This is a genomic window from Curvibacter cyanobacteriorum (genome assembly GCF_028649475.1).
Taxonomy (GTDB): Bacteria; Pseudomonadota; Gammaproteobacteria; order Burkholderiales; family Burkholderiaceae_C; genus Curvibacter; species Curvibacter cyanobacteriorum.
Genome location: NZ_JAQSIP010000003.1, coordinates 576,016 through 591,642, shown reverse-complemented (window position 1 = coordinate 591,642; position 15,627 = coordinate 576,016). Strand labels below are relative to the sequence as shown.

General features: G+C 59.8%; 10 protein-coding genes and 4 tRNA genes. 1 reads left to right on the top strand and 13 read right to left on the bottom strand.

The genetic code is table 11. The features are described 5' to 3' along the window. Window positions 1-142: 142 nt before the first annotated feature. From PSQ40_RS09215 to PSQ40_RS09155, 13 genes are all read right to left on the bottom strand, one after another. On the bottom strand, window positions 143-976 hold the full coding sequence (locus PSQ40_RS09215; protein WP_273951066.1) for a hypothetical protein: 834 nt from the start codon (window positions 974-976) through the stop codon (window positions 143-145). Further along, a complete protein-coding gene (locus tag PSQ40_RS09210) occupies window positions 973-2,226 on the bottom strand; it encodes a restriction endonuclease subunit S (RefSeq protein WP_273951065.1) in 1,254 nt (417 codons plus the stop codon). Before PSQ40_RS09210 ends, PSQ40_RS09215 begins: the two co-directional genes overlap by 4 nt. Further along, window positions 2,216-3,766: a class I SAM-dependent DNA methyltransferase gene (locus PSQ40_RS09205; protein WP_273951064.1), complete on the bottom strand. Its 1,551-nt coding sequence runs from the start codon at window positions 3,764-3,766 to the stop codon at window positions 2,216-2,218. The genes PSQ40_RS09210 and PSQ40_RS09205 overlap by 11 nt, the downstream gene beginning before the upstream one ends. Window positions 3,767-4,794: 1,028 nt before the next feature. Continuing rightward, window positions 4,795-5,838: a hypothetical protein gene (locus tag PSQ40_RS09200; protein ID WP_273951063.1), complete on the bottom strand. Its 1,044-nt coding sequence runs from the start codon at window positions 5,836-5,838 to the stop codon at window positions 4,795-4,797. Between the two features lie 8 nt (window positions 5,839-5,846). Continuing rightward, window positions 5,847-6,908, bottom strand: coding sequence for a hypothetical protein (locus PSQ40_RS09195; RefSeq protein WP_273951061.1), 1,062 nt, complete (start codon window positions 6,906-6,908; stop codon window positions 5,847-5,849). Between the two features lie 936 nt (window positions 6,909-7,844). Further along, on the bottom strand, window positions 7,845-10,475 hold the full coding sequence (locus PSQ40_RS09190; protein ID WP_273951053.1) for an AAA family ATPase: 2,631 nt from the start codon (window positions 10,473-10,475) through the stop codon (window positions 7,845-7,847). An 8-nt stretch (window positions 10,476-10,483) separates the two neighbouring features. Then, entirely contained in the window at window positions 10,484-10,915 is a 432-nt protein-coding gene (locus PSQ40_RS09185; protein WP_273951047.1) for a helix-turn-helix transcriptional regulator, read from the bottom strand. 63 nt (window positions 10,916-10,978) lie between these two features. After that, window positions 10,979-11,188, bottom strand: a complete 210-nt coding sequence (locus PSQ40_RS09180; protein ID WP_273951040.1) for a helix-turn-helix transcriptional regulator — start codon at window positions 11,186-11,188, stop codon at window positions 10,979-10,981. A gap of 575 nt (window positions 11,189-11,763) precedes the next feature. Next, window positions 11,764-12,984: a tyrosine-type recombinase/integrase gene (locus PSQ40_RS09175; protein WP_273951033.1), complete on the bottom strand. Its 1,221-nt coding sequence runs from the start codon at window positions 12,982-12,984 to the stop codon at window positions 11,764-11,766. 679 nt (window positions 12,985-13,663) lie between these two features. Next, a tRNA-Gly gene (locus tag PSQ40_RS09170) sits at window positions 13,664-13,739 on the bottom strand. A gap of 98 nt (window positions 13,740-13,837) precedes the next feature. Then, a tRNA-Gly gene (locus PSQ40_RS09165) sits at window positions 13,838-13,913 on the bottom strand. A gap of 98 nt (window positions 13,914-14,011) precedes the next feature. After that, window positions 14,012-14,087: transfer RNA gene (locus PSQ40_RS09160), tRNA-Gly, on the bottom strand. Between the two features lie 98 nt (window positions 14,088-14,185). After that, window positions 14,186-14,261 (bottom strand) — tRNA-Gly (locus PSQ40_RS09155). 321 nt (window positions 14,262-14,582) lie between these two features. Between PSQ40_RS09155 and PSQ40_RS09150 the strand changes: the two genes are divergently transcribed. Then, window positions 14,583-15,560, top strand: coding sequence for a Bug family tripartite tricarboxylate transporter substrate binding protein (locus tag PSQ40_RS09150; protein WP_273951028.1), 978 nt, complete (start codon window positions 14,583-14,585; stop codon window positions 15,558-15,560). Window positions 15,561-15,627: the final 67 nt, after the last annotated feature.

The window sequence follows — 15,627 nt, the reverse complement described above, 5'->3', positions numbered from 1 at the left end:
AGCGGGTGATGTTGTTCACTCCATCGACACGAATCTCAAACATATTTATTTTGCAATCGAAAATCGACGCATTCTGGAGATGTGTCGATGCCATCGTCATTTCATCAGTTCAGCAAACAGCGCGTCATTGATGTAGTACATCTCACACCCGCGCTGGTTGGTCAGTTGGATGCAACTCTTGCCCGCCCGGCGTCGAATCCTGGTGGAGGCTGTTGTCCGGCGGGGCTGGTGCAACGCTGCTCTCTAGCCATTCATTCAAAGCCAGTCCCGTAGTCACCACCGCACGGCTCATAGCGTCGTAGGTCTCTTCCAGAAACGCAGCAATCTCCCGTGGCGGTTGTGTTTGTTGCTTGCGTGAAAAAGCGCTCAGTAGCACCTCAAACGGCGTTTGCTCAGACGTACCCCATCCCACCCGTACAGGCAGGCCGCCATGGTGCTTGATGTGGTTCGTCACGTCGGCGAGCGCTTGGTAAGCAGGGGCCGTGCTCAACGCATCTAGGGCCTGCTGGATTGGGGCAAGCTCTGGCGAATTTGTCGTCTCTCGCGCCAATTGGGCGCATACCGTGCCCAGCGACACCTTGCCCAGGGGGATTCGTTGGTCCACATTCCACCCTAAGCTGTAGTACAGGACATGTGCCAGGTTGTCTGCAATCGCATGCTGAGCTTGCACGCCCGCATACACGTAGCCCTCTGCAGCTATGAAGAAGTAGTTGCTGGCACCAATGCCCTTCTCTTCATCTACCCACATCAGCTCCCACCAAGGCGTGCCCGCTTCCAAGGGCTGGCGCAGATGCTCACTCACCAACCGCTGGTAATCCTGAAAATGGATGCGCGCATGGATAAGCCGGGTGGTGACTGCACGGAGTACGGGGCGCAAGGCCTCTAACGCCTTATCGCCCCACCGTGCACGCACCATTTCGCGGGTGCGCGACATATCCCACGATGGGGACCCAGTGGCTGCGATCAGTTCTGTCATGCCAGCAGCGCACCGCCCAAAGCGGCCTCGGTGGAGGCCTGGGCTTCGGGCAGGCACAACTGGCCGGAGATCAGGCGGGGGAGTAACGTGTCGCGGAGGGTGGAGAGGGTTTGGGCTTGAAGCTCGTTTTGCTTGACGCGTTGATGCAACGGCATAGCAACAGATTCATACGCCTGAATGCACTCTCGTGTCGGAATCAGGTATGGCAATCCATGAATATGGTTACGGTTCAACGTTGGTACGGCGGACCCCGCGTTAAATGACTTGAAATCTAGAAGTCGAAGAACCTCATACGCATAGCAGGCGCTTGCAGCTTTGAATTCTTTGACCCAGAGCGTGGTGTTCAAGGGCCAGAAGTTGTCGAGACACAAGAAGACACGGCCAAGCACACCTGATCGCCCAGTAACCACGCCCGGCCCGCTCACCATTGCCTCTGTGTGGGTGCCTGCAGGCCCGCTGGCCGCGATGATTGGATAGGTACCCGGCGTTCGATCCTGAGCAGGGAGATCAAAGCCACGCTGCAGCACTAAAAGGTCATCAAGCCGACCTACCCGCCATCTCCTCGGCACCTCCCCCAACTCCGACGTTTCAAACCCATCGGGAAACAGCGCTGCGGTGGCCTCGTCCATGCCTTCGGGCGTACGGCCCACCATCTTAGCGCGCACGGGGTCGAAATCGACGAACCAGGACTTGAACAGGGCCTGGGCGATGTCTTCGAGGGTGGCGTTGGTTTCGCGCAGGAGGTTGATGCGGTCGTCGAGAGCCTTCAAAACGGATGCCGCTTCAAGCTGAGCTGGTATCGGCGGTACTTTGATTGGAACCTTCCGAAGTTCACTTTGCTTGATGCCAAGCACAGTTGTACCGGTCGCTCTGGACTTCAACTGGTCTTGCACATCCTCGGATTGGAGGAGATAAAGCAGATAGGTACTGTCCAGAAATCCTGCTTTCCCTCTTAGCGTCACCACACGTTGAGCAAGCGCGACTTTCTCCGGTCCGAGCTGCGCCACCTCACCAAGTGGCGCCTCCACAGTGAGAACTACATCACCGGCTTCGGGCAGTCCGCGTCGCATCCAAGCGTCGTAGTTATCGACGGCGATGAACTCGGTGGGCGTTTCTATTCGCCCAGACTTAATGATCTTTGCTGTGATCAACGGCACTCCTGAATCCGTTTTCTCAGGTGTCTTGCCGCGATAGTCAATCAGCGCATCTAAGCAGTCTTCAAGCGGTAAAACAGGCCACTCAGAACTCATACCCCAGCCCCCCCAGCTTCGCCCGGATCACCGCATCCAGCTCGGCACCCTTGGCCATCTGCTCGCCCAGCTTCTCGGTGAGCTTCTGCATCTTGTCGGCGAAGGCTTCGTCGTCGTCTTCCACTTCTTCCGCACCCACATAGCGGCCGGGGGTGAGCACATGGCCGTGCTGGGCAATCTCGGCCAGGGGCACGCTGCGGCAAAAGCCTTTCACGTCTTCATAGCTGCCTGCGCCTGGATCGCCGCGCCAGGCGGCTACCACGGCTTCGATGCGGGCGATGGTGTCGTCGGTCAACTCTGCCTGCACGCGGCTGATCATGCGGCCTTGTTTGCGGGCGTCGATGAACAGCACTTCGCCCTTGCGCGTTTTCTGCTTGGCCAAAAACCACAGGCAGGCAGGGATTTGGGTGTTGAAGAACAACTGGCCGGGTAGAGCCACCATGACTTCCACCACATCGGCATCGACCATGGCGGCGCGGATCACGCCTTCGTTGTTCTGGCTGGAACTCATGGAGCCATTGGCCAGCACGATGCCTGCGCGGCCCGTGGGCTTCAAGTGGTGCAGCATGTGCTGCAACCAGGCGTAGTTGGCGTTGCCGTGGGGTGGGTCGCCATATTCCCAGCGCGGGTCGCCTTCCAGGCTGCCGTGCCACCAGTCAGAGATGTTGAACGGAGGGTTGGCCAGGATGTAGTCGGCCCGCAGGTCGGGGTGCTGGTTGCGGGTGAAGGTGTCGGCAGGCTCGCGGCCCAGGTTGTAGTCGATGCCGCGAATGGCCAGGTTCATGGCGGCCAGGCGCCAGGTGGTGGGGTTGGCTTCTTGGCCGTAGATGCTCACATCGCCCAGCTTGCCGCCGTGGGCTTCGATGAACTTCTCAGACTGCACAAACATGCCGCCTGAGCCGCAGCAGGGGTCGTACACCTTGCCTTCGTGCGGGGCCAGGATGGCGACCAGGGTTTTGACGATGCTGGCAGGCGTGTAGAACTGCCCGCCCCGCTTGCCCTCGGCACTGGCGAACATGCCCAGAAAGTATTCGTACACCTGGCCCAGCACGTCGCGGGCTACGGCGGGGTCGTCGCCAAAGCCGATGGTGGAGACCAGATCAACCAACTCGCCCAACTTGCCATCGGGCAACTGCGCACGGGCGTAGCGTTTGTCGAGGATGCCTTTGAGCTTGGGGTTCTCGGCCTCGATCAGGGTGAGTGCGTCATCAATGCGTTTGCCGATGTCGGGCTGCTTGGCGGCATTGCGCAGCGATTCCCACCGCGCGCCTTCTGGCACCCAGAAAACGTTGACCTCTTTGTAATAGTCCCGGTCTTCCAGCTCGGCTTCAATGTCGGCGGGGTCGGCATCGCCGTAGTAATACTCGTCGTCGGGGTTGGTGAGGCGGGCCGTCAGCTCGGCACGGCGGGCGGCGAAGGTGTCAGAGATGTACTTGACGAAGATGAGGCCGAGCACCAGGTGCTTGTATTCGGCGGCGTCCATATTGGCGCGTAGCTTGTCGGCGGTGGCCCAGAGGGTTTTTTTGATGTCGTCTAGCATTAAAGCGGGAATTGGTTGGATGACCCACCCGGCACAGAGCACAGAAGGGCTGAGTTGAACTCGCTCCGACCATGGCACCGTCACTGCTATTGGTGAGAACCATCAACGGCGGCCAAGGGAGAAGCCCATGGTCCCGCACCAGGTCCGAAATGTCATCACAGATGAGCAGCCAGCCACCGTCGGAGGAGGGATCGATGCAGCGGATGACCCATTCTTCGTCACGGATCACAGCGCGGGAGCCAGGGGCGAACGGGAGCATGAAATTTGCGGATTTATCTGTTGTCTTTGGCGAAGCCATTCACTCTGGAGGAGCCACTGCTCAAAAGCAGAATCACTAAAAACGAAACCACTCCGTCTCCTCCCTGCCAGAGTTTTAACAGAAAATTTTGCCTCACTCGGCACGAACACCATCTGTTGGGCGACGGCGCGCCCCTTGGGTCTGAAATCATGCAATCGACGGGTCGATGCCCCCTCACCCACAAAAGCAACGCAAGCCTTCTAAGCCGGGTCCGTGGAGGTGCCCGAAGGCTTTCTTTTCATTGTCAGTGAGCCCGGATCAAAGCGCGAACCATTGGCCCCGGATACAGACGCCGGCACATAGTTCTCGGATTTCTTGAGCGTCAGGTACATCTCGGGGAACATCCCCCAGAACGTTATCTCCAACGCAGACTCCCCGCTTTTGCGGGTCCTCGGGATACCGCATCTTCAGGTGTTCTGACATGGGTTTGGTCGGTTTCAGAAGGTTATGGCTCCATACCACCAGGCTGAGCATAAAGAAGTTCCGGGACAGCATGACCTATATCTAGCTGAGGCTGGAGATGGTATTGAAGCATGCAAGGAAGGATCGCGGAGAACCCAATTTTCATAGGAACTTTTCCGCTTCACAAGCGACCAATATGACGGCCAAACTCAGAACTGCGAATTTCGTTTTTTAGTCTCCCTCGACGCCTTCATTACAAAAATTGAGTTTGGGTTCGGACACCACCATTCGCGTCTTGCAATGAGGACGGCCTAGCCACCGCTCACGCCTATGACCGCGCCAGCAGATGGGCCATGCGCTCATGTAGGAGTTGAGCAGGCTTGCTGACCTTTGAGGATGGTTGGGCTGCTAGCTTGGCCTTGGCCGTCTGCAGTTCCATCCTCAGGGCAGACAAGGCCTCCTGTGTTTCCTTGAGTTCGCCTTTGCGCTCTGCATAACCATCCTCAAACCCGTTGTCGTAGGTCTTGTTTCCATGGTTTCGGTGATGGTTGTGCGCGCATTCCAGAATCAAGTCACACTCCTCCATTGAGTCTTGAAGCATCGAAATCAAGGTCTTGCGCCTATGGCCCTCACCTAGTTCCGCCTCCATCTTGATGGCCTCAGGGGAGGCCTTCAGGTGAAACCTCATCTTTTGCTCTGGCTCGCGCAGGCCGAACATTTCTGCTGTCTGGTTCCTAGTGAACTCAATCATCGGCTCAAGATAGAGGTAAAACTTGTCTGGGATCAGGTAGTGCCAGCTTGTAGGGGTGACCAAGTAGATCTCAACGAAACCATTTTCACCGCCATGGTGGACGAAGGCGAAATGGATCGCGACCTGGCCAAGCCGGAGGCCATAGCAATAGATGCCCTCAACGGGCTCAATCGATAACTCCTCAGCGATTTTCTTGAGGACTATTTCGGTGGGCCAACGCGCCAGCTCAACCATGCATGTCGGGGCGGAGACCGTCGAAAAACTCCGATGTTCCTTGTCGATGAGATAGACACGCCCCTGCATTGGTGCGGGCCTCCCCAGTGTCATGGAGCCCGTGCGCAGCATATCCACCAGGTTGCTCAAGCGGGGCTTGAAGTCCCGCCAGGCTGGATGCGAGAAAGGGTCGATCTGGTTGTCAGGTCTGGCGCCACCTGCCACCGCCACGATCTGCTCCTCAATCCGTTCGGCGGAGACGCCGCCTCGCATGGATTCACCCAGCCCTGTGAGTGTCTGACCCACGACCTTTGCCTGAGCGTTGATGGTGTGCTGCTTTGTGCGCTGGCGCTTTTGCTCTTCACGCTTGGCCTTGGCGCGCTTCTGGTCTTTTGTGAGCTTGCTCATGTCAGTCCTCAGGTCCCCGCTGTGTCCAAGTGGTCAGGCATTGAGCCGACCACCACTTGGCCTGATGTTTCATCGAAAAAAAAGTAGATCCGAAGGCAATACCGTGGATCTCGGGACACCCCTTTGGTCAGGTGCAGATCGAGGAGGCGCCTTGATCCGGCCCAGCGCACGAAATACTGATCGCCGTAAGCGCTTGCGGATTCAGGTGCCACCGAGCGATTCAACTCCACCCCAATTTCTCTTGCCCTGTCCTTGAAGGTGCCCATGTCGATGGTCCCTTGGCGCATTTGCGTGTACTCGTTGGCCAGCAGCTCCAGCGATCGATACAGCACTTCTGGAGAGTCGTAGGTGCTGTTCTTGGTCGCTGAAATCGCCCGGGGCAGGACGATTATGCGATCCGTGTTTTGAGCCGCCCAGCGATCGATGTCCCGCAGCTTCCATATCGTTTCAAAGGTTGGCTCAGACGCGGCGGGGGCCTGAATTTGGGGTGAGCTTGGCTGGCGCCGCTGCAACGCCACTTCTTTGCGCACGCTCTTTTCCTGGGCCTTTGCCAGGCCTTTCCAATATTCAAGGTCGCTTTTCAGCTGGTCCAGTCGAGCATGGTCATCGCGCAGGACGTTGATGCCAGCTGGGTTTGATGCTGTGGAGACGATCTCAATGAAGCTCGGGTGACGACATGCCCCGATCAGAGGGCCGACGCGTGACATGAAGACCGCAGTCCAAATGTCATCGGTCGCCGGCATGGCCTGGGCAGTGGCCCAGTTTGATCGCACCCCCGCCACTGTGCGTCCAACTGAGGCTGGAATCGCAAACGCTTCCCACTGCTGCCCGTGTTGAATGTCCAAGGCCTGGAGCGCGAAATGCTGGCCGTCCTCGGCCGCCCACCATTGGAGCTGGAACCGGTCGCCCCGACTGGAACCCACGGTGTCAGTGCCAGGTGCTCGGAGCACGGGATCGAGCGCACGCAAGTAGGTCCATAAATCTTGCAGTAGCGACGTGAGAGGCTGAGTGGAGGGCGGGAGAACGTCGCCGAGATGCTCGTTGGTGTGCGAGCCGAGAGGAGAGGGCATGGATTCAGAATGAGGAAGGCGTGTGTCGGTGGTGGGTTTTATTATGGGCGCACATAGGACCGAGTGCCCACAGGTGTTGATTTCCACGCAGAAGTGACCCCCATGGGGTCAGGTTTACATGGAAATCGACACACTGGATAAAGCGCCTCGGCGCGCATGAATCAGGCAACAACTACCTTGACACGCACCGCAGTCACTCGGGCTAGTACCAGCAACCGTCAAAAGACCTTTTCAGCCTTGGCCGTCCATTCCTCAATCAAGCCGGTAGCTTGGCTCGTAACCTCCAGCAGCTCCGCGGTCAACGCAGCAAAAGTGGACCACCGCATGTACCGGGGTTTGCCTAGACTCATGTCAAACACTCCCAACGGCCAACCCAGGCGGCGGCGGATAGCTGCCTCCCGCCTCAAAAGACGACTGCGCCGGTTCTCGCGCTGGGTGGCCGCTACCACCCCGTGGCAGTGCCTGCACCCGAACCGCCCTTGGTGCAGGTAGATGACCCCGCACCTCCGGTCGCAGATCGGGCACAAGGCCCAACGCATAGCTCCGCCGAAGTGCCGCGGTTGGTGTACCAGGCCGACGGGCTGGACCAGGCGCCCAGCAGACAGCACCACCAGGTCAGGCGATTCCAGCCGGGCAGTGATGACCTGGCGGGCATCGCTGATCCCATACAGCGCCTTGTTGCTCAGGCGCCAGGAGGGGATCTGCTCATTGGTCGGCCGGGGGGACCGGAGGCCGTGACGTCCCGAGAGTATTGAACCCATTGTGTCGAGAGGGGTTGGGTTGATGGGGTTCCATCCGTTCCCACCCGTTCCGTGTCGTTCCAGCAATCGGGGAATGGAAGGGTGGGGGGGGGTGGCAATAAGCCACTCCCCCACCCGTTCCCCCATGTTTTTTCTATAGGGGAACGGGTGCTTTCGGAACGGATGGGCGTGCCTTTCAGCAGGTTGAACTTTCCTCATCGTTTTTAGCGACGGGTTTGACCACGCCCGGAACGGGTGGTGTTGGTTTGCACCAACTTGGGGGGATCTGGAGGAGATGGGGCGGCACCGGCTTACCGTCGATGGTGACTGCATCGTGTTCTTCGGTCGTCAGGGCAACGAGGAACTTCTTCCTCGTTGAGGTTCGTCGTCGCTCGGCAGGGACATCGACCTCAATCACCCACCCCTCATTGCAGAGATCTGTCACCGTCTCAGAGAGCTTTTGGGCGTTGCCGCCCAGCATCTCCCTCAAGTCGGTCCGGTTGAGAGGCTCTCCACGTTTGGAGGCAGCACGAAGAGTATCGAGGATCCTCTCCCGCCGATCCCCTTCTTCCCGTTCCTTGCTGGATTTAGCCCCCCCAAAACGCAATACTGCGCTGTCGCCCAACGGTTTCTTGACGATCCCCCATCTCATGCCGACATCTTCCACGTCACCGAATTCGTCCAGTGCGCGGGTCTTGGCAAACCCGCACTCGATGACAAGGGAGTCGCACTCTGCTTCGAACCGCTTCTTTCCCAAACACAGACGACGTGCCCCGGATGTGTCCGCGATGAGGTAAGCAGTCTGTACCGCATCGTCCTCGAAAGATCCTGCTCCCCGCTGGGTGAGTGCGCTGGCATCGACTTGGTTCATGCTCGCCTTGGTCACATGCCCAATGATCCAAACAGGGAGGCCTTCAAAGCCCTGCTTGAGGTGTGCCATGGCCTTGCTCCCCTCCGCGTTGTCGTTCTCGTCAGCCAGGCTCAGCACTGCAGACTTGGTGTCAAACACAACCAGTGGGTCAATCTTGACGCCATCGATATGTCGGGTGAACAGCTCTTTGTAGAGCTTTCCGACTTCGGCAACCTTTTCTGGGGGCAGCCGGCAAGCATCAACAAAGTGCATGCGATCGTTTACGTCCTCACGCTGGATCCCCAAGCCCGCGTGATTGACCAGCCCCTCCATGATGATCGCGGCTTGCTCCAACTGCTCGGAGATGTAGATCACATGGCGCCAGTGCTTCGGGGCGAACTCATACCCAGGCGCATGGAGACCCGCCGCAGCAGCGGCAAGAGGAAGCAGGCAGGTCGTCTTGCCCACGCCCCGAGAGCCCGAGATGCAGACCACGCCGTGCATGATCAAGCCGGGGATGATCATGCGAGGCACCTTGGGAAGGTCGCTGATGTCAACGAACCTCGCTAGCGGGTGCGGCTCAGTCGGTGGAGCCCACCCTGTCATGTTGATGGATGGGAGCTCTCCCTCAGACGTATCAGAAGGCCCCAAGGGGGCCTCGCCATCGTGCGTAAGCGCTCCCATCAAACCTGGCACCTGGGCCAGTATCCCACTGATGTCGACGGGTTCGTGCTGCAGGTGGAAAGTACGTCCGCCATGCGCGAAGCTGTGAATGGTCAACGACTCGGCGTAGAACTTCCCGACCAGTGCTCCACCGCGATACTCGGGCTCCACCGGGTCGCAGCAGGCGTTACCGTCGTACTTGTGGGGGTTCTTGAGTAATTCGCTCACGTCTACGGTCGTGCCGTCTGCGAACTCCACAACCAGGCCCGGCCAGATGTCGATGTGTTCCTTTGTGGATGCAAGGGCGATGACATGCAAGAACCTCCGCGCCTGTTCGTCCGAAACGCCTTGCTGTGCGGCGACGGCAAGCACGCGTGCCTCCACCCAAGACGTCCGGACGTCGTGGGCCTTGATATCGACACTCGCCCTCAACTTGTCTTCGACCGCCACGAGGTCATGTATTTCACTCGGGCTGAGGTCCGCTATCAGCCGGGTATCGAACAGGAAAACTTCGCCCGCATGCGAACCGATGTGCTCAACTTTCTTTTGCACCACACCTGCCCCGCAATCTGCACGCTGAAAGAGTGGCTGATTCGGCGACCGCATTGCCAGGTCAACGGGGGACCTGATCAGGATAGACCCAGCCTGCGTGACGATAGCCGCCCCCATCCCAGCCAGCACCAGCCTATCGTGTAGAGCCTTCATGGCGCGAGGGATGTCCGTTGCATCCTGCACTGGGATGCCGTAATGCTGACCACCAGCCCCCTTCAGAAGCTCTACCGTCTCAGGATCATGAAGCCATGCAGAGGAACTAGGGGCAAACACATACGAGGCTTTCGCCAGGGCTGGGACTGCGACTGCGTATGCCTCGAACTGGTCGTCACCTTCCCTGGTCGGGTGGTCGTTGTCCAGGAACATGACGCCAGGTCCGCGAGGGAAAGGAAGATCGTCTTTCGAGCGCGCGATTTTCCCCTCCGCCCTGGCATCTTTCGTAGTGATCAACAACCTGTCAGCGTAGGGTACGCCGCCAACGAAAACATCACGGTGAGTGGCCCTTTTGAAGGCATCCTCCAGATCTTGGATGGAGTGGCATTCGACGATGCGTGCGACAGCGTCTGTCCCATTGCTGTTAGTGCGCTTCTGCAGCTCCCCGTCATAGACGAAGAAGGCCTTCCCAATTGGCGCGCTGTACTCAAGCCTGGTGAAGCGAGCGCCGCGCCCTTGCCCACTCACGCCACTTGCGAGAAAATCATGGAGTGTCTGCTGTTTTTCCTGAGAGGCCTCGCTGGTTGCCGCCAGCGGGGCTTCATTCATTTGGGCGTTCATTTGAGCGCCCCTTTTCTGGCGGCGGCGCGCTGCTCAATCCACTGGTCGACCTCAACGCGGATCCATCGCTTGGACCTACCGACGATGATGGGCACCGGGAAGCCTACCTGGCGAGACAACTCATGCACGGCAGTCCGTCGCAGTCGTAACAGCTCCTGTAGGTCAGAAAACGTGATCAGGACAGGCCGGTAGGACGGTCGTCGGGGCTCGGGGTCGGGTTCAGGCTGATGATCATCAGACGACGCTGCTACAGGCGCGGCTGGAGCTGCCGACGCGCCACCACAACCTGCCTCGGGCAGATCGTTGGTGATGGTCGGCATCGTGGTCTTGGGGGCCTTGCGGACATCGCAGACGCGCGCTCGGTGGATGGCATCGGTGAAGTCGCGCAGGTTGCCCGCGGCGGGCAGATGGGAAAGGCGAATGGTCATTGCAGGAAGCTGATCGGAGTCGAATAGAAGCGGCCAATATCGGGGGTAAATGGCAATTCGACCTTAGGCAGCCAGGAAGGCGCGCAATTCGCCCACGTGCCAACGCGTTGCGCGAAGGGAAATTTTCCGGGGGGCGGGCAAGGAGCCGCGCTGGACCATGCGCCAGACAGTCGCTTTGGAAACGCCCGTGACGGTGGTCACGACGTCGAGTGCGACAAGCGCACTGTCGGGAAGGTCGTCGAAGTTGACGGCGGAAGTAGGGATAGCGGCCATGAGGATCTCTCTTGAGGTGACGGACACACCGGGGTGGTGTGTCTCGAATGGCCTCAAGTCTCGCCAGCCTGTATCGTGCCGTCCAGTTCAAAAGGGTCTTGGACTTTTGACCTGGGATATTCACTCACTTGTCGGTGAGCTCGTCCATGAGTTCGCGCCTCCACCCCCATGTGTCGTAGTCGTAAGCTTCCACTGCTCGCTTCAACGTTGACTCTGAGGCTTTGAAGCGCTTTCCCAAAACTTCGTACACGACCTCGGAAGTCACCCTGCGACGGCGCAGCCGGTGGTAAAGGCGTCCAACTCTGTACTCATCCAGCCCCTTCTTTGGCCGACCACTGGCGGCAGTGAGGTGGAGCTTCCTAGCCAACGCAGTTCCTCGGTGCGCAGCGGGCTCATGCATCGCGGCCTCTATCGCACCCGCAAGGTACTGAGCGAACGGCTCGGGCAAAGGTGTTCCAGCGCTGAGCTGGCTTGCAATCAGACGCAACAACTCTGCAGCGTTCTCGGGATTCCCCCGCGCACGCAAAACTTTGCTTTGGGCGCCCCAATGATCAAAGTCGATCCGAACCATCAGCTCACCCGTTCGCACGCAGTTGGATCACATCAGCCCCCTGGCGCAGCTTGTCCAGGTAGTCCGCCCATCGCTGCATCATTTCGCGCCGGGCTGGCAGGTGAGCCGTGCGGTTGTAGGCGCGGCCATTGGGGTCTTTGACGGCATGAGCAAGCTGGTGCTCGATCAAGTCCACACGCTCGCCCAGCACCTCATCCATGATCGTTCGGGCCGTTGCACGGAAGCCATGGGCGGTCTGTACCTCGTTGCTGTACCCCATGCCCCGCAAGGCTGCATTGACGGTGTTCTCGGACATGCAACGTTCGCCAGTGCGCATGCTGGGAAAAACATACCGGCCGTGCCCGGTGATTGGTTGTAGCTCCTGCAGAATCGCTACTGCCTGGCGACTCAGGGGGACGAGGTGATCGTTCTTCATCTTCATCTTGGCACCAGGGATGCGCCATTCGGCGGCCTCCAGATCAAACTCAGTCCACTCCGCTGAGCGCAGCTCGCCAGGCCGGACGAACACCAGCGGCGTCAGCTTGAGTGCAGCACTGGCGACGGGGTAGCCCGTGTACGCATGAATAGCCCGCAGCAGGGGCCCCAGCTGGGAGGGATCCGTGACAGCAGCGTAATGCGTCTTTTCGGCACGCTGCAGGGCTCCACGCAGATCCGTGGTCACATCGCGCTCAGCAGAGCCCTCGGCGACAGCAAAGCGAAACACCTGGCCGCAGATCTGATTCACGCGGTGAGCGGTGTCAAACGCCTTACGTGCTTCGATCTTGCGCACCACGGCCAAAACATCACGCGGGCCAATTGAGGTGATGGGGCTAGCACCGATGGAGGGAAAAACATCCTTCTCCAGCCAGGTTTGGACTTTTCCCTGGGTGGACTCAGCACGACTGGCTGCCGTCGCCGTCAACCACAAGCGCGCGATTGCCTCGAAGGTGTTGGAGGCAGCTGCAGCGCGGTGTAACTTTTCCTCCCGCTTGGCCTGGCTGGGATCGAGCCCATCAGCCAACAGCTTCTTGGCATCTTCGCGCCTTTGGCGAGCCTTGGCCAGAGACACCTCCGGGTAGACACCCAAGGCCAACGTCTTGCGCTTGCCGTGGATCGCATAGTCCATCCGCCAATACTTGCCTGCCGCCTTGACGAGAAGGAACATGCCAGCGCCATCGGCATACTTGTCCCCCGCTGGCTTGCCTGAGGGTTTGACTTGCTTGATGAAGGTATCGGTGAGGGGCATAGGGGCTTTTTACGGTATCTGGACCTACGGCATCTACCAAGTACCGTTCGAAGTACCGTAAAAATACCGAGATGAGATGCTACCCCTTGAGCCTACCTGCGACAAGAAAAACCCGCAGAGCCTGAAGCCGTGCGGGTTTTGAGGGGTTTAGCGACCGCCTGAGGCGATCAAATGGTGCCCGGAACCGGAATCGAACCGGTACGACTTGCGTCGAGGGATTTTAAGCATGCTCTGTCTGCCGGTTTCCCCGCAGCATGGACTATCTCTTTGCCCTCAGCTTGACCTGGTGGGGCAGTGGGCGCTCTTGCTGGTCATTAAGAGGGCTCGACCTCTCCAGTAGTCTCTGCACCTTCCAGAACTGCAGTTCTGGCTTGGCTCACGATCGGCTTGGCTCGCGCTTTAGCCTCTCCTGAATTCACCCACAGCTTGCTTCACCGTTACCGGCAAAGGGGGACTCGTTGTCTGACGATCCCTTGTGTCTACCAATTTCACCATCCGGGCACGGCGCGCAGTCTAGCACGAGCCGCCGGGCTTCCAAGCCGCAGCGCCCCATGGCAGCAACGCCAGTTCAGCCGCCTGAAGGGTGGGAGCCCGCACTCGCCGGACACCCCTCCCAAGAGGCGGCCACCCCAGCCCACGCGGCGCAAAAAAAAGGAAGCCGAAGCTTCCTTTTTTTATTTGGAGCGGGAAAAGAGTCTCGAACTCTCGACCTCAACCTTGGCAAGGTTGCGCTCTACCAACTGAGCTATTCCCGCGTAACCGTTTTGCGGGTGCTTGCACCGCAAGCCCCCACCGGATGCGGTCATTGCTGACCGAACCCTGCCGCCACGAGCCAAACCGCAGCGGCGGTGTTTGGAGCGGGAAAAGAGTCTCGAACTCTCGACCTCAACCTTGGCAAGGTTGCGCTCTACCAACTGAGCTATTCCCGCGTAACCGTTTTGCAGGTGCTTGCACAGCAAGCCCCCACCGGATGCGGTCATTGCTGACCGAACCCTGCCGCCACGAGCCAAACCGCAGCGACTGAACTTGGAGCGGGAAAAGAGTCTCGAACTCTCGACCTCAACCTTGGCAAGGTTGCGCTCTACCAACTGAGCTATTCCCGCGTAACCGTTTTGCAGGTGCTTGCACCGCAAGCCCCCACCGGATGCGGCCATTGCTGACCGAACCCTGCCACCGCGAGCCAAACCGCAGCGACTGAATCTGGAGCGGGAAAAGAGTCTCGAACTCTCGACCTCAACCTTGGCAAGGTTGCGCTCTACCAACTGAGCTATTCCCGCAAAACTTCTTGCGAAGTCTGCCTGCTGAGCTGCCCAGTGGGTACCGAGCGTGTTCAGCAGAGCCTCAAATTATACATATTTTTGCCGGACCACCAAAAAATTTTGAAAGCAGCCCTGGGTGCAGGCTGACGGCCCCGGGGCTGACCCGGTCCCGGGCACTCCGACAAGGCAACGCCCGACGCACACGCCCCACGGCCCCGGGCAAACCACCTGCCCGCCGCCGCGACGCTGACGTATGCTCGATCGCCATGAATCGCCGGGAGCGCCCCACCCCACTCGGCGCCCCACCCTGCACCCCATGGCACAAGGAGACCTCAGCCCATGAACCGCCCCCTGACCCTCTCACGCCGCACCCTGAGCACCTGGCTGGCCTGCAGCCCCCTGGCGGCGCTCGCGCAAGAGCGTTATCCCAGCAAGCCGATCACCGTGGTGGTCCCCCAAGCCGCTGGCGGCGCCAATGACGCCATCGCCCGCGTGCTGGCCCAGAAGCTGGGCGAACAATTGGGTCAGTCGGTGTTGGTGGACAACCGGCCGGGTGCCGGCGGCAACGTGGGGACGGCCGCCACGGCCCGCGCCAAACCCGATGGCTACACGCTGTTGCTGACCGCCGACAGCGCTCAAGTGATCAACCCCTGGCTTTACAAGAACACCGGCTTCGATCCGATCAAGGACTTCGAGCCCATCGCCCCCGTGGCCACCGCCGGCTATGTGCTGGTGGCCAACCCCAGCTTCCCGGCCCGCAACCTGGCTGAGCTGATCGCCTTGGCCAAGGCCAGCCCCGGTAAATACGCCATCGCCTCGGCGGGCAACGGCACCCTCAACCACTTGATTGGCGAGATGCTGCAGAAGGCGGCCGGCATTGACCTGCAGCACATCCCCTACAAGGGCTCGGCCGCCGCGGCCACCGATGTGGTGGGCGGGCAGGTGCCGCTGTCGGTGCAAAGCCTGCCCTCGTCGATTGCCTTCATCAAGACCGGCAAACTCAAGGTCATTGGGGTCGTCAACCCGAAGCGCATCGCGGCCCTGCCCGACAGTCCCACGATGGGCGAAACCCTCAAGGGCTTTGGCCAAACCCCTTGGTACGGGCTGTTTGCGCCGGCTGGCACGCCCGCCGCCATCGTGGCCCAATTGCAGCAGGAGGTGGTCAAGGCGCTGGACCAGAAAGACGTCATCGAGCGGCTGGCCGCGGTGGGCTGCGAACCCTACAAAGGCAGTGCCGCCCAGCTCAGCGAACTGGTGCGTGAGGACCTGGCGCGCTGGCAAAAAGTGGTCAAGGACACGGGCGCCACGCTCGACTGACAGCGGCCCGGCGGCCTCCGGAGCGATTGCGCCGCCCACAAGCCCCCAAGCGCCAGTGGGCAAGCGC